The sequence below is a fragment of the Saccharolobus shibatae B12 genome (assembly GCF_019175345.1).
Lineage (GTDB): Archaea > Thermoproteota > Thermoprotei_A > Sulfolobales > Sulfolobaceae > Saccharolobus > Saccharolobus shibatae.
This window is the reverse complement of the sequence record NZ_CP077717.1, coordinates 1163131-1188899: the sequence shown is the minus strand read 5'-3', so window position 1 is coordinate 1188899 and position 25769 is coordinate 1163131. Positions and strand designations below refer to the sequence as shown.

The following is a 25769-nucleotide window of genomic DNA, read 5'->3' as shown; positions in this document are numbered from 1 at the left end:
GTTTTTCTCTAATTTCTTTTAATGAATATTTGGTAAAATCTAAAACGTTAGCACTATAGAAATATTCTAAAAATTTTCTTACTTCCGGATCTAGAGGAATCCTTCCACCTAATCAATCTTATATTTTTGACTCCATATATAGTTTACTATTTAATTTTAAGAAACTTTCACTATTAGTTCTCTAAAGTTTAGCTAGAGATTATTTAGCTATGAGTTATCTTTGTGCAGTGCCTTCTCTGTAAGCTTCATTGACCTCCTCAAGTCTAACCCCTACTGTCTTAGGAATTGTAAACCATAATAAAGCAGCCGCAAATGGGGCTGGGAGGCCTAGAATTACCCATGCTGGTAATGGACCTATTATCTCTATTAAAGGAAATAAAAGCAAAGGCCCAATAACTCCACCTAAATGCCCTATACCATCAGTTATGGCGAAACCCGTTGATCTTACTGCCGTTGGGAAGGCCTCACTACTCATTAAATATCCAGCTAGATATGGTGGATTGACAACGAATTCTAGAAGAAAATAGGCTATAAACCAAGTTATGAGTTCCTTGTTAAGTAGTAAATATGTCGATACGAAAGAGCTAATTAGGAATCCTATTCCTCCTATTTGGGTTAGCAACCTTCTATCAGTCTTCTCTACTATGCCTAGTAAAATAAACGAGATTATTGTAGCTCCTATCGCAGCAAATCCTGACAATCTAATATACTCTGCATACTGAGCTGGAGTAAATCCTACCACTACTTTTACGAATGTAGGGCCAAGTCCAGTAGATGTATACTGTATGAAGTAGATGAAGAACCAGAAGATCGTGAGCGAAATTAGACGCTTAAGATATTTCGACTCTCCTAATATTTTCAGTTGACTATAAGATGGCACTTCTTGGTAATGAACTATCTTAGGCTGTGGAAGTGATTGTATCTTAGCTCTCTTCATACTTACCTCTTCCATTCTATTTACAATCTTCTCAACATCTTGTATCCTTCCCTTCTTTACCAGTATTCTAACGCTTTCTGGAGATGAAATAGCTAAAATTACAGTAGTTATAATTGCTAGTACTGCTGGCAAAAGGAAAATTATTCTCCAACCTAATGTAGGACTAATAGTTACGATGAACGCTGCGACTACTGTACCAATTCCCACAGCTGTCCATCCCGAGATGAAAATCCAGTTTGCATATTTTCCTCTTTTCATACTAGGAGAAAACTCTGCAATATAGACCATGGCTAAATTAAGACCTGCTCCAATACCTATACCTTCTAGCATCCTAAAGATAAACAGCATTAAATAGTTGGTAGCTAAACCCATACCCAAACTGCCAATTCCTAGAAGCGCAAATGTTGTTATTAGTACTAGTCTCCTACCTATTCTATCTGACGCAATGCCAAACCCTATGGAGCCTATAATGTAACCTGCTAAACCCACTGAAACAATAATTGAAGCTTGTATTGTGTTTATGAAGGGAATAAAAGGTAAGGCGTAACCTAAATTAGATACCGCGTCGTATAGGGTAGCGAAATACCCTATTCCGAGCGCCCATAGTAGTGCATATGATAGTCCCCATGTAGGTAGTCTATCAATTCTAGCCAGATACTCATCTAACTTACTACTCATGTGATTAATTATGTCAATTAATTCATAAAAATATCTTATGAAAGTCAATTTTTTAGATTTATACATATACTGTATAATTACATACCCATCATCAACAATATAGGTCATAACGTATATTAGATCAATTTGTATAGTTTTAACACTTGGTTGTAAATAAAGGTCTGTCTATTTATTCAATTTTTAAAAAGCAATAAGAGTAAAATCAGTTTATTGGACTAAAGGGATAAGTTTTAAAGCTAGTCAAGAGAAAATGAGTTTGCGATGATATTTACTTTAAAGCTACCAATGCAAGGTCCCTTAAAGTACATCAACGCATATCTGGTAAAGGACAATGAAGAGAGCATACTAATAGATACTGGACTACCTACTCAAGAAGATTTAATCGCTTTGACAAACTATTTAAAAGTGAATGGCTATCCAAGCTTCGTTGTTGTTACTCATTATCATCCAGATCACATAGGTCTAGTTAGATTATTTAAAGATAGGAGTAATATATTGATATCGGATAGAGAGTTCGAGTATATAACCTATCTCATGAGTGAAGAGTACGAAAAAGAAATGAGACAATATTTTCTCGCAAATGGGTTTCCGGAAGAGTTTATCCAGAAAATGTTTAAAAATCGAAGTCGATTTAACGAAATAATTGACAGCGTAAATTTTAATACCGTTAAGGATGGGGATGTGGTAAAATTTGGACAAAGGCAGATGAGAGTATTATTGACGCCTGGTCATACCATGGGACATATTTGCCTAGCCTACGACAAAGTAGTCTTCTGCGGGGATCACATATTGCAAGACATAACGCCAAATATATCGTTATTGAGATTGGAGGATAATCCATTGAAGGCGTATTTAGAAAGCCTCGATAGGATAGAAAGACTAAGTGTTGAGCAATTATATCCAGCACATGGAGAGCCGTTCAAAGATGTAAGTAAAAGGGTAGAGGAAATAAAGGAACATCATAAAAGAAGGCTAGAGGAAATAAAGAATATTATAAGTGTTTTGAGAAGGGCTAATGGATTTGATATTGCGTCTAGAATTTCTTGGTATAAGAAGTGGGATGAACTTTCAACGTTTGATAAGCAATTGGCTATGGGGGAAACATTATCACATATTAAATATCTAGTTGAAGAGGGCGTTATAAGGGAGATAAACAACACTAATAGTATTTATTATACTATAAGTAGTTGATATAAAATGGGTAAATATTAAAAATTGTATGAAGATTGAATTGAGATTACTTTTTAACCTTATTTTGCTTATCTTTATCCGATGAAAGTAGAAGATATTAAAAAAATACTTGTAGTTGGAGCAGGAACAATGGGACACGGTATAGCTGAAATTGCTGCGATTTCTGGGTATAAGGTGTACTTAAGTGATATATCTCAAGATATATTAAACAATGCTTTAGAGAGGATAAGATGGAGTTTAAGTAAGTTACAAGAGAGAGGACAGATAAAAGAGAGTGTCGATACCATAATGTCCAGGATAACTACTATAGTGGGATTAGATAAGACAGTGAGTGATGCTGACTTCTCAATAGAGGCTTCAACCGAGAGAATGGATATAAAAAGACAAGTTTTCTCCAAACTTGACGAGTTATTACCATCCCATGCAATATTAGCCACAAATACGAGTAGTTTACCAATCACTAAAATCGCTGAAGCTACTAAGAGACCTGATAAAGTTGTGGGGATGCACTTCTTCAACCCGCCAGTATTAATGCAACTTGTGGAAGTGATGAAAGGAGATAAAACTAGTGATGAAACCGCTAAGGTAACTTACGATTTGGCAAAGAGGTTTGGTAAACAACCAATAATGATAAACAAAGACGTGCCAGGTTATGTTGTTAATAGGATATTGGGTCAGATAAATGTCGCCTCATGCGTATTAGTGGAGAAGAAAGTTGCAGACTACAGAGAAGTTGACGCAGTAGCTAGATATAAATTAGGATTTCCGATGGGAGTTTATGAGTTAATAGACTATACTGGAGTAGATGTTGCATACTATGTTTCAAAATCTAGAGAGGAATTAGGAATAAGAGACGATATACCAATATGCAGTCTAATAGAGCAGAAGTTTAAGAACAACGAACTAGGTGTAAAAACTGGAAAAGGCTTCTATACTTATCCAGCACCAGGTAAGTATGTTAAACCAGAATTGCCAAAAGAATTAGCTGATAAATTAAACCCCGTATTAATTTTAGCCGGAGCTGTAAATGAGGCTGCTAGACTATTGAGAGAAGGAATAGCAAGTAGAGATGACATAGATTTAGGTGTGAGATTAGGCTTAGGACTTCCCAAGGGAATATTCCAATACGCAGATGAATTAGGAATTGATAACGTGATTAAGGCTTTGGAAGACCTAAAGGCATTATCTGGTTATAGTGTTTTCTCACCAGATCCCTTGCTAACTCAAATGGTAGGAGAGAATAAATTAGGAATAAAGACTGGTAGTGGGTTCTATACGTATGGAAAGGTTGAGGAGAAGAAACTAAACACACTTATTATACGTATTGAACCACCCCTAGCGTGGATTATATTAAACAGACCAGAGCGTTTAAACGCATTAAATCCAGAGTTGGTAAGTGAACTCGATAAGAGTCTAGATGAATTAGAGGGCAGAAGTGACGTAAGAGTTGTCATTATTACTGGTAATGGTAGGGCTTTCTCAGCTGGAGCAGACGTTAGTTCATTCATTACGTTAAGACCAATAGACGTGATAAGATTGAGGACTCTAAGAAATGTAGTAAACAAAATTGCTCTTTATACTAAGCCAATAATTGCAGGGATAAATGGGTTTGCATTAGGGGGTGGACTTGAGTTGGCCATAGCTTGCGATATAAGGATAGCTTCCGAAGTTGCGCAATTAGGACAGCCTGAAATAAACATAGGCATAATACCTGGAGCTGGGGGAACACAGAGATTACCTAGACTAGTTGGGAAGGGAAAGGCTAAGTTAATGATATATACTGGAGACATGGTTTCAGCTGATGATGCGTATAAGATGGGATTAGTGGATTTAATAGTCCCAGCAAATAGGTTTGAGGAGGAAGTAAGAAGAGTAGCATTGAAAATAGCCGAAAAATCTCCAATATCCCTCTTGGCAGCTAAATTGGCAATAGAGTTAGGATACGAATCCAATATCTGGACTGGACAGACCCTTGAGTCCACATTATTTGGGCTTTTATTTACAACTAAAGATGTGGAAGAAGGAGTAAAGGCTTTCCTGGAGAAAAGAAAACCACAATTTAAAGGAGAATAATTTTTTACTTTATTTTTCTTTCCTTAGCCTTTTGGTAATCCCAGAACTACTTCTCCCAATAGATTCCTTAATATCTCTGAAGTACCACCAGCTATTGTTATAGCTCTAGAGGCTAATAAGCCATATGCTATCTCTGGCCTAAATCCAGGTTCCCTTTCCATAACCAGTCCTTCTATTCCAGCATTACTCATTGCGTTTTCGTAAACTCTCTGTATGGCCTCTGAAGCTACTAACTTTATCACTGCAGCCTCTGGACCTGCAATATATCCCTTCTTGAGCCTCTCCAGTATCCTCTTATAAAATGACTTTAGTGCTATTATATCCTCTGCTGTATTGAACAGTTGCTCATTGTTTATAGATAGTTCCCTTATGAGCCTCTCTACTGTAAATAATATTGTTCCTATGTTAAGCCTCTCATAATTTAACGTGGACATTGCCACTTTCCATCCTTCACCAACCTTACCAACTACGTTCTCCTTAGGTACCTTTACGTTATTAAAATACAATGTGTTAAATTCAGATCTTCCGGTAATTTGCTTTATTGGGCTTATTCTTATTCCCTCGCTCTTCATATCAACTATAAGCATAGTAAGCCCCTTATGTCTCTCTGATACATCGCCAGTCCTTGTTAGGAGAAGGCAATAGTTAGCCAGATGTGCATAACTGCTCCATATCTTCTGCCCATTAACTAGAAAGTGATCTCCCTTATCCTCAGCTTTAGTCTTTATTCCGGCCAAATCTGAACCGGCTTGTGGTTCAGAAAAACCTTGACACCATATATCCTCAGCCGTTAATATTCTCCTTATGTATTTCTTCTTCTGTTCTTCAGTACCGTTGAGAATTATTGCTGGACCAACCACGGATACTCCTAATCCAACTGTCGCATAAGGTACTCCTGCTTTGGCGAACTCCTCTCTAACTATTATCTCCTTAATCGGATTTTCTCCCCATCCACCATATTCCTTTGGCCAAGAGACACCTAGATATCCGGCCTCATATATCTTCCTTTGCCACTCCCTTAATACCTCAGGGGGAGCCATATCTCCTTTAGCACTTATCTCCTCCGGTACATTATTCCTTATCCACTCCCTTACCTTAACTCTGTACTCCTCTAATTCATCCTCATTTTTACTCATAATTTTAATACCTCCTCTTCACTTTAAATACTTTCTTTTCTACCACTAGTAAAGAAATCTCTATATTTTTCCCTTAAAACCTTCTTATCAAATTTCCCTACACTAGTCTTGGGAATCTCCTTGACGAATATTATATCGTCAGGTAGCTGCCATTTGGCGAATCTCTGGCTTAAATGCCCTAATAGCTCCTCCTTACTTACTCTATTTTCAAATCCTTGCCTTAAAACCACGAAAGCTAATGGTCTCTCTCCCCATTTAGGATGAGGGATACCTATGACAGTAGCCTCAGCTACAGCAGGATGAGTCATTAAGTGGTTCTCCAAATCTACGGTACTTATCCATTCTCCTCCACTCTTTATAACATCCTTTATTCTATCCACTATTTTAATATAACCTAGCTCATCTACTACAGCTAAATCACCACTTCTCCACCACCTATCTACACCATCACCAACAAACGACTCCATTGTTCTGGGATCATTATAATAGGATGAGGCAATCCATGGTCCTCTGATCCATAACTCTCCCACAGTTTTACCATCGTGAGGTACCTCTTCACCAGTTGATGGGTCGACAACTTTTATATTAATCCCAAAAGCTGGTATACCTTGTTTTCTTAACAAATCCAACATATCCTTATCTGAATATTTCTCCCTTATCTTGGGTTTAACGACACTACCCGCGACTGAAGGAGTAGTCTCAGTAGCACCATATCCCTGCCCAACTTGAAATCCAAACTCCATTAGACCTATTACTAAGCTCAGAGGAGGTTCACTTCCCCCTATAAGGATTCTAGAATTTACAAACAACGGCTTGTTTTCCATGTTTCTTAAGTAGTTTAAAATGGAGCTGAACACTTCTGGAACCCCAGCCGTAACTGTAACTTTCTCGCTAATCATCAAGTCAACTAACGGTTTTGGGTTATCAGCAGTATATCTTCCCGGTAACACTAGCTTAGCTCCTACTAGTGTAGTAGCCATAAATCCTAACCAACCATTTACGTGAAACATAGGTACTAATTGCATAAAAGTATCATCTATTGTAATATTACGTGATATTACTAATGTATTTAATACAATTGATCTATGTGAATAATATATCCCTTTAGGGTCTCCAGTTGTACCAGTAGTATAAGCTGCGTAACACGCTGTCCTCTCGTCAAACATTGGTATCTCATACTTCTCATCGCCTCCCTCCACCAGTTTCTCGTAATCGTAATAATTAGTTTGGTGTTTCTTCTCTGTATCTGAAATCACTATGAACTTCTTAACGGATGGAATATTGTTTGATATGCTCTCGATTAAGGGAATGAAGTCCTCATTTAGGAAAAGAAACGATACTTTAGAGTGATTGATAATCTTAGCCAATTGAAGTGGATGAAGTCTAGGATTTAGCTCTAACATTACTGCACCCGTAGCTGGTATTGCAAAGTATAATTCGTAAAACCTATGCGTATTCCACTCTAGTACACCTACTCTATCACCAACCCTAACGCCTAAAGACTTAAGTGAATTTGCGAGTTTTTTAACCCTTCTGAATGCTTCCCTATAATTATATCTTATAATTGTATTATCCTTTCTCCTAGAGACGATTTCTTGTTCCCCATACCATTTCCCTGCATGTTCCAATATTTGCACAACATTAAGTTGATAGTCGTCCATCATAGTTGAAGGAAAACCTTTTATTATCTCCACATGTAATATGTAATCTTTTCTATATTTAAGCTTTTTTACCTTTATAGATAAAAAATGAAACTAAGGGCTAGGCAACCTTAAATAAGGGGTATTTCTTACCGTTTATCTCCTTAAATATTACTTCAACTCTCTTAGCAATGTCAGCTTGATTCCCCTCGACTATATTGGAATACATTCTAAACCCCTCATCTAGCTCAACTATTCCATAAACAACATAGCTACCGTCCTTCCTATAGATTTTAGTCATCGCAAATATTTTACCTTGCCCTTTACTAAATCTAACTTCAACATCTGAAGAGCCGCATTTAGGACAAAATGCTCTTGGATAGTAAAACCTATGACCACAATTTTTACACTGAATAAACGGTAGCTTCTCTTCGTTAAAATATTTAAAGTATGATTCTCTTATCTCATCATCTCTCATTTCCGCTCACCCAATACTAAAGTTACACTATGCCTTCTACTCCACCACCCAATTCCATTTAGGAATACAACGTCAGCACCCTTAACCTGATGACCATCTGCCATATCGTTTAATTGAAGTAAAGCTTCTTCTAAAATAACACCACCACTCATGTAAGCGGGTTGACCAGTATTCAAACTACCACCCCCAGTATTAATGGGAACATCACCCTTGAAAGTTAAGTCATGAGATTCAACGAATTGCCCAACCTTACCCTTCTCAACTAACCCTATGTCCTCCATTTGTAGCATCACGGTTATGGTGAATGAGTCGTAAAGTTGAAAGGTGTCTACACGATTAAGGTCAAATGAAGCCCTTTTCGCACTTTCAATTGCTGGAGTATAAATTATATCATCCCATTCAGCTGGTGGATTTGGCCAATGAGCCTCTCCATATGCTAAAATATCAATATTTCTAAGTACCGACTTACCCCTTCTTTTACTTACTACAAAAACGTGAAAGCCATCTATAGGGTATACTATTTCAAGAAGATGCAAAGGATAAGAAACTATCCTAGATTGCAAAACGTCCTTCACTGTAATAGGATTTCTGAATAGAGCTTTAGGATTGTAACTCGCACTATATCTCTGCATTACAGCTACTCGTGCTCTCTGTTCATCAGTTGTACCGAAGAGTTTCGAATGTCTATAGGCTACCATTGCGTAATCAGATATTGGAGACATCTGCTCGTAAATCTTAATGTAATCATCAAAGGGGCTATCAATTATATCTGTTTTTTGAAAATGGTTGTCTCTTAAATGAGATATTTTCCCTCCTTGTATGCAAAGTATTGTCTCTGCATCCCCCGCATTAATTGCCTTATACGCTCTATATATCATTGACAACACTGAAGGTCCACCGTATTGCACATGGTCTATAATTTTCGGCTTTATTCCAAAATATTCACTTATTTGGACTGGAGGATTTAAATACGTTTTATTGCCGTGGAATGAACCTCTACCTATATTAGCCATTATCCCATCAATGTCAGCATAATTTAGTCCCGCCATCTCTAGGGCCTCATCAATAGCTTCTTTTAATAGCTCTATTCCATCTTTCTCATAATTTTTATACAGTTTTCCAGCAAATCCTACAATCATCGTTAATCATAATTTACTACTTATTAAAAAATCTTGTTCAAATTTCTCCTTCTAATAATACTTATTAAGAAGTTCAGATTAACTTTTACTATGGCTGAGTTTGTGTATCCTAGTAAGGAATGGGCAGAAGAATGGTGTAAACTACTAAGTGAAAGCAAAGAATATAATGATGCAGGGAAAGGGTGGGTGTCGCCAATTTTATTCGTGGTAACCGATATCCCTTTCCAAGTATTGGACTATTTAGGTGTAAAGGGTACTAACACCATAGCAATGAAGCTTTATCTAAATAATGGAAAGTGTCAAGGTACGGAGTTTTTCACCGATATTACCAAGGCTGATGCCCCATACGTACTTGAGGCAAGTTATAATTCCTGGAAAGATATAATTAGCGGTAAATTGCAAGTAGTCTCAGCCTTGTTATCTGGTACAATAAAGCTTAAGAAGGGTAGCCTTTTCGATCTAGCTAGATATACTACTGCTTCAGTGGTTATGGCTAACATCTCAAATAAAATAAATACAAAATTCCTTGTTTAGATTACTTGGGTCTTAGCATGTTTTCTATAAGAATGGCCAAGTCATTATATTGTTTTTTGGTTAATCCTTGATTTGTCCATAGGATATATCTTCTACCTATCATCTCTCCTATTCCTATTAATACATAGGCTAATAATTCTGGATCTACTTTAACAATCTCTCCCCTATCCATAGCCTCTTTTAGGCCAATCTTGTATCTTTCTGCCAATTTATTGAAATGCCATATGTACATTTCTGGCCTATGCACTTGAGCCTCTACGAATACCTTGTAGTATTTTTTATTCTGACTCATCCATTCTAGGAATTTAGCTAAACCTTCCTTTTCCATTTCTATCCTATTTTGTATACCCATTGTATTTACCTTTAAATAATACCTCATATCGGTATTGAATTTTCTAATTAGTTCATCCAATATATCATGTTTACTTTTAAAATAGAAATAGAACAAACCATAAGCAACACCAGCCTTATTGGTTATATCGCTTATACTGGTGTTTAGAAAACCCTTCTCTGAAATTAAATCGAGTGAGGCATTAATTATTTTATTTAATGACTCCTTTCCCTTTTCAGTTTTCGGGTACCTATACATTTTGACCACCATTTTTGATTACTGAGTCAATTTATAATTTATTGCCATCGTATATAAACCTTTCTAGGAGGAATGATATTACAATAATACTTTCCTAATTTATAAATAAGTGCTATTTAAAAATATAGATGAATCCCAGTCAGTATAGCGATAACCTCTTTTTTCTAAATGTAAGTTAAATTAACAAATGAGTATGAAGCTATATAGTATAATTCAAAATAGAATCTTAAGAACTCCTTATCATAGAATAAATGTATAAATCTAAAAAATTGACTTTCATAAGATATCTTTATGAATTAATTGACGTAAGTAACCACATGAGTAGTAAATTAGATGAATATCTGGCTAGAATAGATAGACTACCTACATGGGGACTATCATATGCACTACTATGGGCTATAGGATTTAGCTACTTCATAACACTCTATGATGCCGTAGGAAATATAGGAGCTGCACTACCGTATATACCCTTTATAAATGCATCCCAGGCTTCGTTAATAGCATCTCTAGGTCTATTTGGTTATATTCCAGGTTCTCTAGGATTAGGTTACTTAGCAGATAGAATAGGCAGAAGGACTGTACTAATAATCACTGTTTTATTGACTGCAATAGGTAGTTTGGGGATGGCATTATCTGTCAACTTTCCCATGCTAGCAGTATTTAGATTCATTGAGGGAGCAGGGATAGGCGGAGATTTAAACTTAGCCATGGTATATATATCTGAATTTGCTCCAAGCTCAAAAAGAGGTAAGTACGCGAACTGGATCTACTTAGCAGGATGGATAGCAGTTGGTGTAGGTGCAACTATTGCCGCATTGTTGGTTACTGGCTTACCCTCTGTGGGATGGAGATTAGCATTTGGAATAGCTGCCATAATGGCTGTAGCTGCACTGGTATTTAGAATTAGGGCTCCAGAGACTGTAAGATTCTTAGTTAAAAAGGGGAGGATAAATGAGGCTGAGAGTATAGTGAGAATAATGGAAGAGACTGCCATGAAGAGAGCTGGAGTTCAATCTTTACCAGAACCTAAAATAATAAATTATTCATATCAGACTACAAATCCATTTTCGATACTAGGAAAGAGAGTATTTGCGAAACGTTTGATAGGGCTCATATTGTTCTGGTTTTTCATATACTTCGTACAATATACATTTTCAACGTTATGGGATTACTATGGAAAGTTCATAGGTTACTCTGGGGCAATGTTTAATCAGTTCGTTCTCTTTACTGGATTTGCAGCTTTAGGAGACACACTTATGGCATTTCTCCTATTGACCTTTATAGAGAGAACAGATAGGAGACTAATCACCCAAATTGGTTCCATAGGTTGGTTAGTCGGCATGGTAGTTGCTGCGTATTTTGCTGTGCATTTTGATCTGTTAGGTATGACATTGACTTTAGGCCTTATTACAAACGCTATTGGAGGTGGAATGTCGTACTTAGCTGGATATTTAATGAGTAGTGAGTCATTCCCAACCGCTGCCAGATCTACTGGATTTGCTATTACTGATGGGCTAGGACATATTGGAGGAGCCATAGGCCCATTATTGCTCTTCCCGCTAGTAGTGGCTACTGGACCAATAAACGCATGGGCTATTGAGGCATTTCCTGTAGTTATAGCTGCGATGATCTTGTGGTTTACTGTTCCTAGGACAGTTGGGGTAAGACTGGAGGAGATAAACGAGATACATCTAACTCCGCAGCAACCTCAAGGAGGAATTATAAAAAGTGAGAAATAATAACAAATAAAGTTTTAAGAAATACCTTTTTTAAACGCGGTATTTCTTTAAGGGAAGGAAAAAGTTAATAGAGTATCATGAGTAATATTATTTATGAGATCAAAAGAATATTTCCTAAAGTCCTTGAAGGATGGTAGAAGTCTGTATTATAGGGGGAAGTTAGTAGAAGATATAACAACACATCCAGTCTTGAAGACAGCAGCATTACATGCAGCTAAATTATATGAGTACGCTGAAAGGCTATATGAAGATAGTAAAATGGGGAAAATCAGCAAGTTCTTTAGGGTACCGTCAACATCACAAGACTTATTGGATAGGCACAAGCTAATTTATGATTTAACGATGTATTGCAACGGTATATTTAACATTTCACAAGCAATAGGAAGCGACGCGATGTTTGCCCTTATGATCACTGCTAAACAAGTTGATAGGAAATATGGAACTGATTACTCAAAGCGTGTAGAGAGATATCTTGAAAGAGTTGCAAAAGAGGATTTGACGCTAGCCACTGCCCAGACTGACGTTAAGGGAGATAGAAGTAAAAGGCCTTCCGAACAAGTTGATCCAGATATGTATGTTAGAGTAGTTGATGTGAAAAGCGATGGAATAGTAGTTAGAGGAGCAAAGGCCCATACTACCCAATCTGCAGTGTCTGACGAGATTATTGTTATACCAACCAGAGCAATGAGGGATAGTGATAAGGATTACGCGGTAGCCTTCGCAATCCCTGCTAATACTAAGGGTTTGAGGATGTATATTAGACCAATTGATGAAGTTGAGGGAAATTCATCCTCAGTGCTCAGTAGAAAAGATTTCGAGCTAGAAACATTAACTGTCTTCGATGACGTTTTCGTTCCTTGGGATAGGGTATTTTTATTTAAGGAATACGACTACGCTGGAACATTGGCAATGCTATTTGCAACCTTTCATAGATTTACCGCATTATCGTATAGGTCAGCAACTATGAATCTATATTTGGGAACTTCTAAAGTGGCATCTCAAGTAAATGGAATTGAGGACGAGAAGCATGTGAGAGATGATATAGTTGATATAATTCTCTACAAGGAAATTATGAGGAGTAGCGCAATATCTGCAGCTGTGTATCCAGTGAACATGGAGGGTGTAGCTGTGCCCAACCCACTTTTTACTAATGTCGGTAAATTATACTCCAATATGCACTTCCATGATGTTGTAAGAGATTTAATTGACATTGCTGGTGGGATAATAGCTACTATGCCCTCTCAAGAGGATTTGGAAAGTGACGAGGGAAAGAATATTGTTAAATACTTAAGGGGCTCAGTTGACGGAGAGGAGAGAGCAAAGGTGTTAAAGTTAGCCAAGGAATTAGGAGCTAGTACGTTTACTGGATATTTGTTAACTGGTATGATACATGCTGAGGGTTCGATGGAAGCTAGTAAAATTGAACTGTTCAGAAGTTATAATTTCAAGGAAGCTGAGAGCTTAGTTAAAAGGATCCTAAGTTAACCTTTTTTCTTTTTATTTGATAATAGAAAAGCATAAAAAGAATAAATAGGAAAATAAATCTATGGAACTCACGCTCCCTACACAGCATGATATACAAGCATTATCTAAGATTCTCTCAGATCCTATTTTCACGTTATACAAGATATTAGGAGCTGAAACAGTAACCGTAAAGGGAAATGAATTTGATGCATTAATATCGTTAGGAGTCACATCTATAATCCTACACGGTACGGTTTATGTAGGGAATAATAAGGTATCTTATAAGTTTTATAGCGTGGGAACACAAAAAGGAGAAGGTGGAGTCTTAGAATTTGACTTATTTAAAGAGGGTGAGATTAGGCTAGTAGTGGAATATGAAGGCAGATTTGCCTCTTTTGTTAAATTCTCCTTAAGGAGAAAAATTGAGAAAAATATGGAAAGACTTGACGAGGAAGTAAGATTGGAAAGAATAAAGAGAAAGATCTGAACCAATTTTGGTAAAAGCGATTCTTTTGAAAAGCAAGACTGAATTCTGACTCGATTATCAATTTAGATAAATTGTTTGAAAATAGTAGAGGCTACTACCATTAAAAGTTGACTGTTTTGCTTGTATTTTATATTACATACACTTTATACAATGTATGATTCTACATTAAAATTATATCCTATATCACTAGAGGAGTTTATATTTAAATAGATAGGTATCGAATAAAAAGCCAACTATTATAAAGGAAGAAATTAATTGTATTAGAGAATAGAAAGAAGTAATGAAGGCAGCCGTATATAAGGGGTATGGATTACCATTAAAAATAGAAGAAGTTCCTAATCCTACTCCAAAAGAAGGGGAAGTCTTAGTGAAAGTAGCCTCAACTGGAATATGTCATAGCGATTTACATCTATTAAGTGGCGAACTAGTAGGGCCACTTCCTAACGGATTTATAATTGGTCATGAAATAGCCGGTTGGGTAGAGAAGATAGGTGGAAATGTTAAAAACCCATATGGACTAAAGGAGGGAGATCCAGTTCTGGTGTCATGGATTGTTCCATGTGGTATATGTAGATATTGTGCGAGTGGAAAGGAGAATTATTGTAAAGAGAATGCGAAAAGACTTGTAGGCCTAATTGGTATTAATGGAGGTCACGCTGAGTATTTAACTGTTCCAGAGATAGCAGTAGTTCCCCTAGCCAAAAATCTCGATCCATACTATTCTTCACCAATTGCATGTGCATACGGTACTGCTTATAACGCGTTAAAGAGCGCTAACGCTACTTCAGGGAAGAGCATCGTTATAGTGGGATCTGGTGGCGTAGGTTCTGCCGCGATACAATTAGCCAACTCAATTGGGTTAAATCCCATTATTGCGGTTGACATAGATGAGAATAAATTAAAGAGAGCTAAGGAATTGGGTGCAACTCATATTATTAACGCAAACGAAAGTGACGCTAGAGCGAAAGTTTTGGAAACTTTGGAAGATGGTGCTGATATAGTGTATGAGACTAAACCCTATCCAGATCTCAAATTATCGTTAGAAGTAGTTAAAAGCGGTGGGACTATAGTTGTCACTGGATTGGGAGGATTCTCTACATTGGCGCAAATTCCCGTAACGCTATTTGTCTCTAGAGGCATAACCTTAATAGGAAGTTTAGGCTACAGACCCAGAATTGACTTACCAGAGCTAGTGAGTTTAGCCTCTTCTGGGAAAATTGATATTAAGAAGTTAGTTTCGCATATTTACACTCCAGACAAGATAAATGAGGCATATGAGAATTTAAAGAAAGGATTACATATAAGGGCAATAATAAGGTGGAATTAGGAAAAAGTTTTTTATTGCTAAAAATTTTATATTATTCATGTACTCTCTAAAGAATAAGGTTGTTGTTGTAACGGGTTCCGGTAGGGGTATTGGTAGGGCAATAGCTGTGAGATTAGCTAATGAAGGTAGTTTAGTTGTAGTAAACGCTAAAAAGAGGGCTGAGGAGATGAATGAAACTATAAAGATCATTAAGGAGAATGGAGGAGAAGCTATTGGGATCTTAGCTGATGTCTCCACGAGGGAAGGATGTGAAAATTTACTTAAAGCGACCATCGATAGATATAGAGTAACTGACATATTGATAAATAATGCTGGTTTAGGACTATTCTCTCCTTTTTTAAACGTAGACGATAAACTTCTAGATAAACACATTTCAACAGACTTTAAATCTGTAGTTTACTGTTCTCAAAGTTTCGCAAAGGAAATGAGAGATGGAGGAGCAATTGTCAACATTGCATCAGTTGCTGGAGTATCGCCAGCCTATGGCTTATCAATATATGGCGCTATGAAAGCTGCAGTAATTGCGTTAACAAAGTACTTAGCTTTAGAACTAGCACCTAAAATAAGGGTTAATGCTATAGCTCCAGGATTCGTGAAGACTAAACTAGGTGAAAGTATGTTTCAAGTGTTAGGGATGAGTGAAAAGGAATTTGGTGAAAAATTCACTTTAATGGGCAAGATTCTTGATCCAGAAGAGGTAGCCGAATTCACTGCAGCAATTCTTAAGATAGAGTCTCTCACAGGGCAAGTTTTCGTGTTAGATTCTGGAGAGAGCATAAAAGGTGGAATAAAATAAGGGTCTTTTTCATTTAATAGCTTAACTAAAACTTTATTTTATCGTATCTAAGGCAAAATTTAAATATAAACAAATCATTTATAGTTAATTATGGGAATGAGTTTTGAAGAATATAAGCATGAGTATTTTAAGTCCATAAGATCTGGAGGCTTAAATTGGTCACTATTTCCAATGAAGTTATATCAGCTTGGGAAGAAGCTTTTCTGGGATCCAGCCAATGTAGATCTAAGTAAAGACGCGGAAGACTGGAAAAAATTGAATGATTTAGAAAAGATGTTCATAATAAATGTTGGGTCAAAGTTTGCTGCGGGAGAAGAAGCCGTGGCATTAGACCTTCATCCGCTAATTGTGACATTAGTTAAGGAGGGAAGAGTGGAGGAAGTGATGTATTTAGAACAATTCGTTTATGAGGAATCTAAGCACGTTGAGGCATTTAGAAGATTTTTTGACGTAGTCAATGTTATGGAAGATCTGAGCGCATATACAAAAGATCTTTCGCCTAATTATAGGAAGATATTCTATGAAGAATTACCAAAGGCCATGTGGAATTTATCCAGAGATCCTTCGCCAGAAAATCAAGTTAGAGCTGTAGTAACTTACAATTTAATAGTTGAAGGAGTAGCAGCTGAAGGAGGTTACAATATTTTCAGACTGATAACGAATTCAAGAAAGATCCTACCCGGTCTGGCTAAAATGGTAAACCTCATAGCTACTGATGAGTCTAGACATATAGCGTTTGGAGTATATTTAATTACAAGACTAGTAAAGGAACATGGAGAGGGAATATACAAAGTTGCCATGGATCACATAAATTACCTTGCACCATATGCTATAGGAATATTCTCTGAACCTACAATGCCCCAAGTTGAGAGCCTACCTTTTAATTTGACTGGAATGGAGCTAGTAGACTACGCTAAAAAGCTCTTAAATACTAGGATTGATGCGATTAATAGAGCTAAGCAGATGAAATTGGAAATGTTATTACCAAAGGATTTGGATGTAATTGAATCATGGTGATTAAATGCTCCTAGATCTTAACTTCGAAATTAGCGAGGATCTTAAACTGATTTTAAGCAGTTTAAATGAATTACTGGAATCAAGGTGGTCCACAAAAAAGTTAAGGGCAGTAATGGAAGGAAACAAGGATTATATTAAGGAAATATGGAAGGAAATAATTAAGCTTGATATCTTACCTTACCTTTCCACACTATCATTAAGAGATAACGTGATAATAAATGAAGTTATTGGTAGAAAATTATTGCCTGGAATTGTAGTAAGTAGTATAGTAGCATCTAGGGGTATTAAGAACAAGGACATTTTAAATAGACTCTACGCCGGTGAAATTAAATTAGCAATATCTGATTCAAACTTCGTGCCCTCGGCTGATGATGCTGATTATATAGTAATAGGAAATAGACTGATTAAGAGAAGCAACTGCACAATTCGTACTTTCAATTCCCTTGATAGCTCCATGAAAATCAGTAAAGTAGACCACATTGGAAACCATGAAGATATAGAAGTTAATAACGCTGAAATTGCACTTTCATTAGCCTCTCAGATGGTGGGAAGTGGTGAAGAAGTTGTTAGCATGTCAATCAAGTATAGTAAAGAAAGGGTTGCTTTTGGAAAACCTATAGGTTCGTATCAAGCAATAAAACATAGAGTGGTTAATGACGCAATTGATGTGGAATTAGCTAGATCTTTAATCTTGGAAGCTGCTGAAAATATGAAGTACGCTTGGATAGCTAAGGATTTGGCTAATAAGAAGATACCTAAGGTTATTTTAAGTGGTATACAAGTTCATGGTGGGATAGGATTTACGGATGATCTTGATATCCACCTCCATTTAAGGAGAGCGCTTACATTAAGTAAGTTATACAATAGTAAAGTGGATATCTCTGAGTTCCTGCAACCTATATAATCTATCAAATAAAATAATATAATAGGTAGATGAGAAGATGTTAGAGGATGTATATCTAGTAGATTACGCAAGAACAGCGTTTACAAGATTTTCTCGTAAGGACTATCAAAAGGATCCTTTCTACAATATAAGACCAGAAGAATTAGCTGGAATGGTGATAAAAAGGTTAATAGAGAAAAACGGAATTAGGGCAGAAGAGATAGATGAAATAATCACTGGATGTGCACTTCAAGTAGGTGAGCAATGGACTTTTGGAGGTAGACATGAGGTTTTCGCAGCGAGATTACCATATAACATACCAACGATGGCTGTGGATAGACAATGCGCTTCATCGTTAACCACAGTTTCTATAGGAGCCATGGAAATATCGACTGGAATGGCTGATATAGTATTGGCAGGTGGAGTTGAAAAACTATCTAGAACACCAATGTTCGATAACCCCCATATTGAAATTAACACTAAGTTTCTAACTGATAATAAGTATATTGAATACGATTTAACTACAGGATACGTTATGGGATTAACTGCTGAGAAACTAGCTGAAGAAGCTAAAATAAATAGGGAGGAGATGGATAGATGGTCTTTAAGGAGTCATCAATTAGCGTGGAAAGCCATTCAAGAGGGATATTTTAAGGACGAGATCCTACCTATTGAGGTAGAAGTTGAGGGAAAGAAGAGTGTTGTAAACGTGGATCAATCGGTTAGGCCAGATACTAGCCTAGAAAAGTTAGCTCAGCTTCCTCCGGCCTTCAAACCTAATGGTAGTATAACTGCTGGAAATTCCGCACCTTTAAATTCAGGAGCTTCTTATGTACTTCTAATGTCAAAGAACGCATTAAAGAGGTATGGCCTAACTCCAATGGCTAAGATTAAGAGCTTTGGATTTGCAGGAGTACCTCCAGCGGTAATGGGGAAGGGTCCAGTTCCAGCCTCTAAAAAGGCCTTAGAAAAGGCAAATTTAAGTATTAGAAAAATAGAGTTATGGGAAATAAACGAGGCGTTTGCTGTCGTAGTATTAAATGCTATAAAAGAATTGGAGTTGGATGAGAGCACCGTAAATAAGAGAGGAGGTGCTATTGCCATAGGGCATCCCTTGGGAGCTACTGGAGCTAGATTAGTAGGCACCTTGGCTAGACAATTAATACTGGAGGGAAAGGATTATGGTGTTGCAACTCTGTGTGTAGGTGGAGGACAAGGAGGAGCATTAGTTCTAGAAAGAGTTTGAGATCAATATTTTTCCATACCTATTTTTATTATTGTTCAGTAAATCAAGAGCTTTCTCAAAATCCTCCAACCTAAACTCATTTCCAATAACCGGTTCTATTTTTCCTTCCTTGACGAGGTTTAGAGTCTCTATTATATCTCTCTTGTTTGCACCTATATGCCCCATTAAATTCATGTCCTTAAGAATCAAATAGCCCAACCTTAAATTAAACGTTACAGAGGGATCTAAATTACCGATCTGGATAATTTTCCCACCGCTCCTTAAACTCCTCATGCTTTCCTCCAGCGTGTAGGGACCAACGTTTTCAATAACGATGGAAACATCACCTATCTTTTTAGCCTCTTCTGAGAACTTCTCCCCTACTATTACGTAGTCAGCATATTTAGAAACTATCTTAGCCTTGCTTTCCCCACTAGTAACTCCTATTACCTTAGCCCCTAAAGCCTTTGCCACTTGAATTGCGTGAATCCCCACACCACCACTTGCTCCAGTAACCAATACAATTTCCCCTTCCTTTATTCCAGCCTTTTTCAGACCCCTATAAACCATGGCTGCAACACATGGAACTATAACAGCTCCCTCATCGGATACACCTTCAGGCAATTTGATTAGACTACTAGCCTTAACTTTGGCCTTTTCTGCGAAAAACCCATCTAGTTCTTGAGCATATAGAACCCTATTCTTACAGTAAACCTCTTCTCCGCTTCTACAATATTCGCACGACCAGTCAGGGACAAAAAGCATTGACGTAACTCTATCTCCTTTCTTAAAATCATTAACGTCTTCTCCAACTTCCTCTACAGTTCCCACAACTTCATGACCTAAAATTAATGGATATTTGGATCTTGGGTAGAATCCCTTTATTTGCAATAAGTCCCTATAACACAATGCAGCCTTGTTAACCTTAATAATGGCTTCATCCTTACCCGGTTTAGGATCTGGTACTTCCTCAATTCTATAACCTTGTTTATGAGCTGGAAGAATAACAGCTTTCATAGTCTTAATTTGTTATTGACTCTTTTTAAATGTTTTTAATAATGCCTTAAAACAAAAATTAAAATAAAAAGATTATCAACTTTTATCATAAAATGTACGTCTCAAAACAGAACCTATTAGCCCTATAGCGTCTTTTCCTTGATCTATTAAAGGGAAAAACGAAAGGAATCCGTGTATAACGTTATTGAATCGAACACTAGTAACCGGGACTCCAGCTTGTAGTAATCTGTTCGCATAGGCCTCTCCTTGATCCCTTAATGGATCGTATTCAGCTGTTATTATTAAGGCTGGAGGTAATCCGCTTAAATCTTGTGCTATAATTGGAGAGAACCTAAAATCTAGTAAATCCGCAGGACTTCGCAAGTATTGAGAACCGAACCACTCTATATGCTCTCTAGTTAGGAAGAACCCATCAGAGTATTCTATCATGGATCTTGAAACACTATCGAAACCTACTGCTGGGTAAATTAGGATTTGATACTTTAAATCAAGTTTACCCTTTGAGAGAAGAGCTACGACTGCAGCCAAATTTCCACCAGCACTATCCCCTGCAATAGCGATTCCCATCTCGCCATCAAACTTGTCCAAATTATTGTAAATCCAATTAGTAGCGTCAAACGAATCGATAACAGCAGAGGGAAACTTGTATTCTGGAGCTAACCTATAATCAACTGATACTACTACACAATTGCACGCATTGGTAATAGCTCTGCACAATGGATCATAAGATTCCACATCCCCTATAACAAAACCTCCTCCATGAAGATATACCAAAACTCCATAGGGACCTTTAGCTTTTGGAAAATACACTCGAGCGTTTATACTGGTTTCACTCCCTGGTATTTTTATATCTTCTACTTTTCTCACTTCAGCTTTAGGTGCTGCTGATGCTAATTGTCTGAATATTTTTCTAACTTCGTCTACTGAAGCTTTACCTATAGGTACGACAAAACCTGATTCTAGTAGCTTTTTGATTCGAGGATCTAGGGGCATATATTAATATTGAAATTCCAAAGATTAAATCTTTTATATACCTCACTTTGGTGGTTCGACTTTAGAATCTATAAGTACGATTATAATATCTAGCGCTAAAATCTTGCCATAAATATTAAGATATATCTATCCTATTGGTTCTCTTCACGTTAAATCCTTTAACATAATCATTAACATTTCGGTTTAATATGGCGTTAATAATAGTCCTATCTATGATATTGGAGCTGTCGAAAACTTTATTAACTAATATTACATGTTTAGAATCTATATGGTTCCAACTATTGGAATATTCTGTAGTAGAATCCAGTGACAAGTCATCACTAAGGAAAATACCTATTTTAAGCTGAGAAAATTCATAAACAGCTTTAATTATTGGATTTTCCTCTTGTATTCCAACATAATTATCCACTATAATGTAATCCCAATTTTTGGATAAGATTAATTTAAGTTGATTTAATCTTTCATTATCATAAAATTTATCTAACAAGTGTACTCTATTACGTAGTTTAAGTATGAAAATACCATCTATTTCTTTTAATGAAGACCTTAAATCGAAACCGTCCAGTAATCCATCACCATAATGTCCTAGGACGTTTGATAAAGTTGATAGAGAATCGTTATCGATCAAGAGAACTCTCTTAAGTTTCTTTTCAGAAATATATTTAGATAATTCATAAGATAGTCTACTCTTGCCTATTCCCCCTTTTAGGCTTAGGATAAAAATTGAAATAGACATATCTATTTTAGGTAAGTATTTTCCTTAATAAAGATTAGTTAGAAAGATTCTAACTACTCTCGTTCTTTTATATGAAATTTAAATGGACAACTATATCTATAGAAGTATTTACATTACGATTTATAGTTTGAGCACTACCAATCTTGTTTGTGGTAATTCATCCATTTTCTCCAATCGCCAAATTTCCTATCGTATTCCGGACACCCTCTCCTCCAATTCATACCTCCAATCCATTCTACATTAACAAAAGTATCATAAAACTTCTTTTCCCTAAATGATATTTCATCCTTAATATAATTCCTTATACTTTCTATAAAGTTTTCCATTTCTTCTTTTGTATTAAAATAGAAAATTATGACCCCCCTACTTAAGAGGTTTAGAGGAAACCCAAAAATCGCATATTTTCCAGATAGATCCTTAGTTATATTTAAAAACTGATCTAAGGGAACTTTTAGAGCATCTATTGGAATTCCCAATTTATAACAGTTTAAGGAGTGCTCATGTTGAATTCCCCTTTCATAAGCTAGCCAACACTCCTCACACTTACCCCATCTTTTTCCAAAACCCTTCCACTCTATCATTTTAAAAGACCTCTTCCACAAATCTCTTAGCTGTTTCCATGTCAATTTTAATTGGATTTCCACTATTGTTCACAATCTCAACGAAAGTTGGTACATATTTTAATGCCTCATCCAAGGTAGTAAATTCGGATAATCTCCGCTTAGCTCCTATCTCCTTCAAGAATTTATCCATGAACTCGTATAATAGCTCCCCTTCACTCTCTATTTCCTTCAGTTTATTTCCTGCTACACTATAATTCAACTTAATTGCTGATGGTAATGAGATACAAGAGGTTACTCCATGAGGTATGTTAAATCTAGGACCGTATACGTAACCGAAATTATGACTTATCCCCATTTTCGCATATCTCATAGTCAATGACGATAGCCACGTGCCTATTTGACATAATGCCCTATTATCAAAGGAATCCAGATCCCTTAGGCACTTAACTAGCTTTTTATAACCTTCTATGGCCAAGGAATCAGTAAATGGCGTAGAGTCTTTAGAGTATAATGCTTCCACTGCGTGGTCTATCGCCCTTACCCCACTGGCTATAAGTAACCATTTTGGGGTTTCGAGCGTAGCTCTTGGATCTAAGATTATCACATCTGCCTCTTTTCCTATCCTACTTTTCTTTATCCCATCAACTGTCGCTCCTCCAGATCTAGTATGCTCCGCCCCAGAAAAGGTGGTAGGTATAGCTATATAATAACCATTAAATGAAAGCTTTATACCGTCTATTATACTCCCTCCTCCCAGGCCTATTACAATATCATATCCTTTAAGTTTCTCCGTTAAATTGTTTACATCAACTGCTGGAGTGTGCTGCCTAGGTCCTTCAATTACTTCCGCATTTATTAGACTTAATATTTGTTCGAGAATTTTACTTTTAAGTAAACTTCTAGTGGTAACTAAGGCTATTCTTTTACCTTTTACGTTTGTTAACCAATCTAATGCGTTGATTCCATAAATTACTTGTGTAGTGGGGTACTCTATTTTAAACATATATTAATATCTAGCAAATAAATTAATAAACTTACAAAACTCTATCTGTTAAACGATAGTTTTTTGTTCAATTTATTAAGTAACGTAAGATTGTGAAATAGGACAGTAGCTGAGATTATTGGTAAGCCGTAATATGCTAATACGAAATACGTAAATGAAGATAAAATGGAGAGTATTGTTGCTGTAATTGAGCTTATTGAAAGGGCAATAGAATACATAATTATACTGGGTAAGAACACACAGCAAGACGAGCCAGACACAACTCCTAGAGAAGGAACCAAAACAATTGACTTACTAAGTTTATTTGAAATTCCCCACAATTTAATTATTTCCATAACGTTTAACCCTATCAATAACGCTAATATAACTCCTATGAAGGTAGAGAAGGGTATGATATCTCCCTCATAAGGACCTATGAAGAACCATATTGCAGGACTGTTTGATACCCATTCTAGAAAAAATGTTAATGGGGGAGGTACGGAGTATCCTATCCCCGCATTGAATGAGAGACTAAAACTTATAGCCCTAATTGAACCAGGAAGGAGTAAATAGAAGAAGAATGAGTAGAGAATTACATGATAGGATATATATAATCCTACTATTAACCAAAATATTTTCTTTCTCCAATTTTTTACAATACCATCCTTGATATAGTTATAGAAAGAGGTTGGTAAGATTAGAATCACGAATATCCAAAACGATATTGTTGATATTGTTGAGTAGAGAAGAATGTCAGACTTACTGAGATCATAAGTTATCAAGGAAATTATTAGAAAAATAGGGGATATTGTTAGTCTTTTAATCATAATGATATTTAAGAAAAATATTAAATAAAAAATTTTCCCTTAACCCCAACTTGCAGATGATGATGTGGTTGTAGACGTTGTAGAGGATGAGGAGGAAATTATGAAGTATGGAACTGACAAAGAATTTGATACTATTAAATCAGCCCACATTCCGTTTTCAGCGTGGCCAGTTATTCCACAAGCGATCCAATAGTAACCAGCTGAAATATTATCTAATATCCCAATTGCAGTCTGACCTGGTTGAACTCCATTACTTGTGAAATCCGATGGGGAATCACCAACATATAGTAGAATTTTCCCATCCTTAGAAATATTGAGATTATTCGGTATTTGAGTATTATTTAATATTATATTTGCGTTATGGGGAATAGATTGTTCATTCGTTAAAATTATCATCACACTCCATCCTGCAGGAACGTAAATTTTCATTTGTCCATATGCAGTCCCATTATAGTTAAATGTTGGACCAGTAGCTGTAACAGTTAGATAGATAAATACAGTCTTGTTATTAGGATTATAAGGTAACATATTAGCCCCAGGAGGTAAAGTTACCGACTGTGTCGTGGTAATAGTAGTGGAAGACGTAGTAGATGAACTTGTTGTAGTTGTGGAAGATGTTGAAGTCGAGCTTGTTGTAGTTGTGGAAGATGTTGAGGTTAAAGCGAAGCTTGTTGTAGTTGTCTCAACTGAACTTGTTGTGGAAGGTACCATGGCAGGATGATGCACTAACGTTAGGTAAGCAACTACTCCTACTACTATTATTACTATAACTATAACAGCTATAATTATTGACGTATTCATGACTGCTAAGTCCCATAGAATCATATTTAAATCTTTTCCCAAATATAGCAATTAACTCTATTATCAAAATAATATGGAATCACAAATCTACTTAAGTTTAGGTGACTAATAGCTTTGACTGGATTTAATAATTACTTTTTATTTAATTTTGTATATTCATTTGACGAAAAATATTATCAAATACTGATAGTTGAATTTTATGCATGCAATATACAACTGAACTAGCCTAAAGATATAATAATTTCGATGACGAGAGACTTATGTAGTAAAGAGGACCAATATACCGTTCTAACAATTATAGATATTAGTCGTTTTTACATAGTCTAGAATTACCTAATCCTCATGCAAAAACATTATCACAATCCTACTCCTCATGGAGTTAAAAAGTTAAGGCTTTTGAATCATTCTTTCCAAATAAAATTTAGTAAATAATAAATTATATTAAGAACTTATTTAACAAGGTTAAATAGTTGTAGGCAAAGCTCATATCTTAATAAAAGGTGTTAAAGTACATTAT

Annotated in this window: 24 protein-coding genes; 11 read left to right on the top strand and 13 right to left on the bottom strand. The window is 36.2% G+C overall.

Annotation, left to right across the window (positions count from 1 at the left end; all coding sequences use genetic code 11):
• Nucleotides 1-214: 214 nt before the first annotated feature.
• Entirely contained in the window at nt 215-1681 is a 1467-nt protein-coding gene (locus J5U23_RS06620) for an MFS transporter (RefSeq protein ID WP_218267506.1), read from the bottom strand.
• A 195-nt stretch (nt 1682-1876) separates the two neighbouring features.
• Here J5U23_RS06620 and J5U23_RS06615 point away from each other — a divergent pair, with 195 nt between their 5' ends.
• Both J5U23_RS06615 and J5U23_RS06610 read left to right on the top strand, forming a co-directional pair.
• Nucleotides 1877-2806: an MBL fold metallo-hydrolase gene (locus J5U23_RS06615; RefSeq protein WP_218267322.1), complete on the top strand. Its 930-nt coding sequence runs from the start codon at nt 1877-1879 to the stop codon at nt 2804-2806.
• A gap of 81 nt (nt 2807-2887) precedes the next feature.
• Nucleotides 2888-4879: a 3-hydroxyacyl-CoA dehydrogenase/enoyl-CoA hydratase family protein gene (locus tag J5U23_RS06610; protein ID WP_218267321.1), complete on the top strand. Its 1992-nt coding sequence runs from the start codon at nt 2888-2890 to the stop codon at nt 4877-4879.
• Nucleotides 4880-4902: 23 nt separating this feature from the next.
• On the opposite strand, the gene J5U23_RS06605 is transcribed toward J5U23_RS06610, so the two are convergent.
• The 4 genes from J5U23_RS06605 to J5U23_RS06590 form a co-directional block, all read right to left on the bottom strand.
• On the bottom strand, nt 4903-6015 hold the full coding sequence (locus J5U23_RS06605; RefSeq protein ID WP_218260017.1) for an acyl-CoA dehydrogenase family protein: 1113 nt from the start codon (nt 6013-6015) through the stop codon (nt 4903-4905).
• Between the two features lie 23 nt (nt 6016-6038).
• Nucleotides 6039-7709, bottom strand: a complete 1671-nt coding sequence (locus J5U23_RS06600) for a long-chain-fatty-acid--CoA ligase (protein WP_218267320.1) — start codon at nt 7707-7709, stop codon at nt 6039-6041.
• A gap of 67 nt (nt 7710-7776) precedes the next feature.
• Nucleotides 7777-8133, bottom strand: a complete 357-nt coding sequence (locus J5U23_RS06595) for a Zn-ribbon domain-containing OB-fold protein (RefSeq protein WP_218267319.1) — start codon at nt 8131-8133, stop codon at nt 7777-7779.
• Nucleotides 8130-9272 carry a thiolase family protein gene (locus tag J5U23_RS06590; RefSeq protein WP_218267318.1) on the bottom strand — a complete coding sequence of 381 codons (1143 nt, stop codon included), beginning with the start codon at nt 9270-9272 and terminating at the stop codon, nt 8130-8132. Before J5U23_RS06590 ends, J5U23_RS06595 begins: the two co-directional genes overlap by 4 nt.
• 90 nt (nt 9273-9362) lie before the next feature.
• Between J5U23_RS06590 and J5U23_RS06585 the strand changes: the two genes are divergently transcribed.
• Nucleotides 9363-9806, top strand: coding sequence for an SCP2 sterol-binding domain-containing protein (locus J5U23_RS06585; protein WP_218267317.1), 444 nt, complete (start codon nt 9363-9365; stop codon nt 9804-9806).
• Between the two features lies 1 nt (nt 9807).
• Here J5U23_RS06585 and J5U23_RS06580 read toward each other — a convergent pair whose 3' ends face one another.
• Nucleotides 9808-10407 carry a TetR/AcrR family transcriptional regulator gene (locus J5U23_RS06580; protein ID WP_218260012.1) on the bottom strand — a complete coding sequence of 200 codons (600 nt, stop codon included), beginning with the start codon at nt 10405-10407 and terminating at the stop codon, nt 9808-9810.
• Nucleotides 10408-10646: 239 nt separating this feature from the next.
• On the opposite strand from J5U23_RS06580, the gene J5U23_RS06575 reads away from it, so the two are divergent.
• The 8 genes from J5U23_RS06575 (at nt 10647) to J5U23_RS06540 (ending at nt 19354) form a co-directional block, all read left to right on the top strand.
• Nucleotides 10647-12134: an MFS transporter gene (locus J5U23_RS06575; RefSeq protein WP_218261458.1), complete on the top strand. Its 1488-nt coding sequence runs from the start codon at nt 10647-10649 to the stop codon at nt 12132-12134.
• A 93-nt stretch (nt 12135-12227) separates the two neighbouring features.
• Nucleotides 12228-13619, top strand: coding sequence for a 4-hydroxyphenylacetate 3-hydroxylase family protein (locus tag J5U23_RS06570; protein ID WP_218267316.1), 1392 nt, complete (start codon nt 12228-12230; stop codon nt 13617-13619).
• Nucleotides 13620-13680: 61 nt separating this feature from the next.
• Entirely contained in the window at nt 13681-14085 is a 405-nt protein-coding gene (locus tag J5U23_RS06565) for a DUF3211 domain-containing protein (protein ID WP_218267315.1), read from the top strand.
• 280 nt (nt 14086-14365) lie between these two features.
• On the top strand, nt 14366-15412 hold the full coding sequence (locus J5U23_RS06560; protein ID WP_218267314.1) for an alcohol dehydrogenase catalytic domain-containing protein: 1047 nt from the start codon (nt 14366-14368) through the stop codon (nt 15410-15412).
• Nucleotides 15413-15449: 37 nt separating this feature from the next.
• Nucleotides 15450-16208, top strand: coding sequence for an SDR family oxidoreductase (locus J5U23_RS06555; RefSeq protein ID WP_218260008.1), 759 nt, complete (start codon nt 15450-15452; stop codon nt 16206-16208).
• Nucleotides 16209-16298: 90 nt separating this feature from the next.
• A complete protein-coding gene (locus J5U23_RS06550; protein WP_218260007.1) occupies nt 16299-17225 on the top strand; it encodes a R2-like ligand-binding oxidase in 927 nt (308 codons plus the stop codon).
• A 4-nt stretch (nt 17226-17229) separates the two neighbouring features.
• Nucleotides 17230-18129, top strand: coding sequence for an acyl-CoA dehydrogenase family protein (locus tag J5U23_RS06545; protein WP_218267313.1), 900 nt, complete (start codon nt 17230-17232; stop codon nt 18127-18129).
• Between the two features lie 37 nt (nt 18130-18166).
• Nucleotides 18167-19354: an acetyl-CoA C-acetyltransferase gene (locus tag J5U23_RS06540; protein ID WP_218267312.1), complete on the top strand. Its 1188-nt coding sequence runs from the start codon at nt 18167-18169 to the stop codon at nt 19352-19354.
• Here J5U23_RS06540 and J5U23_RS06535 read toward each other — a convergent pair.
• The 7 genes from J5U23_RS06535 to J5U23_RS06505 all read right to left on the bottom strand — a co-directional run bounded on the left by J5U23_RS06535 (nt 19340) and on the right by J5U23_RS06505 (nt 25252).
• Nucleotides 19340-20350 carry an acryloyl-coenzyme A reductase gene (locus tag J5U23_RS06535; protein ID WP_218267311.1) on the bottom strand — a complete coding sequence of 337 codons (1011 nt, stop codon included), beginning with the start codon at nt 20348-20350 and terminating at the stop codon, nt 19340-19342. The two genes, J5U23_RS06540 and J5U23_RS06535, sit on opposite strands and share 15 nt — an antisense overlap.
• 75 nt (nt 20351-20425) lie before the next feature.
• The gene (locus J5U23_RS06530; RefSeq protein ID WP_218260003.1) at nt 20426-21343 is read right to left on the bottom strand and encodes an alpha/beta hydrolase; all 918 of its coding nucleotides are present in this window, start codon (nt 21341-21343) and stop codon (nt 20426-20428) included.
• 115 nt (nt 21344-21458) lie between these two features.
• A complete protein-coding gene (locus J5U23_RS06525) occupies nt 21459-22079 on the bottom strand; it encodes a ParA family protein (RefSeq protein WP_218267310.1) in 621 nt (206 codons plus the stop codon).
• A 134-nt stretch (nt 22080-22213) separates the two neighbouring features.
• Nucleotides 22214-22660 carry a hypothetical protein gene (locus tag J5U23_RS06520; RefSeq protein ID WP_218267309.1) on the bottom strand — a complete coding sequence of 149 codons (447 nt, stop codon included), beginning with the start codon at nt 22658-22660 and terminating at the stop codon, nt 22214-22216.
• 1 nt (nt 22661) lies between these two features.
• On the bottom strand, nt 22662-23645 hold the full coding sequence (locus J5U23_RS06515) for an iron-containing alcohol dehydrogenase (protein ID WP_218267308.1): 984 nt from the start codon (nt 23643-23645) through the stop codon (nt 22662-22664).
• 41 nt (nt 23646-23686) lie between these two features.
• Nucleotides 23687-24451, bottom strand: coding sequence for a hypothetical protein (locus J5U23_RS06510; protein WP_218260000.1), 765 nt, complete (start codon nt 24449-24451; stop codon nt 23687-23689).
• A gap of 39 nt (nt 24452-24490) precedes the next feature.
• The gene (locus tag J5U23_RS06505; RefSeq protein WP_218267505.1) at nt 24491-25252 is read right to left on the bottom strand and encodes a sulfocyanin-like copper-binding protein; all 762 of its coding nucleotides are present in this window, start codon (nt 25250-25252) and stop codon (nt 24491-24493) included.
• Nucleotides 25253-25769: the final 517 nt, after the last annotated feature.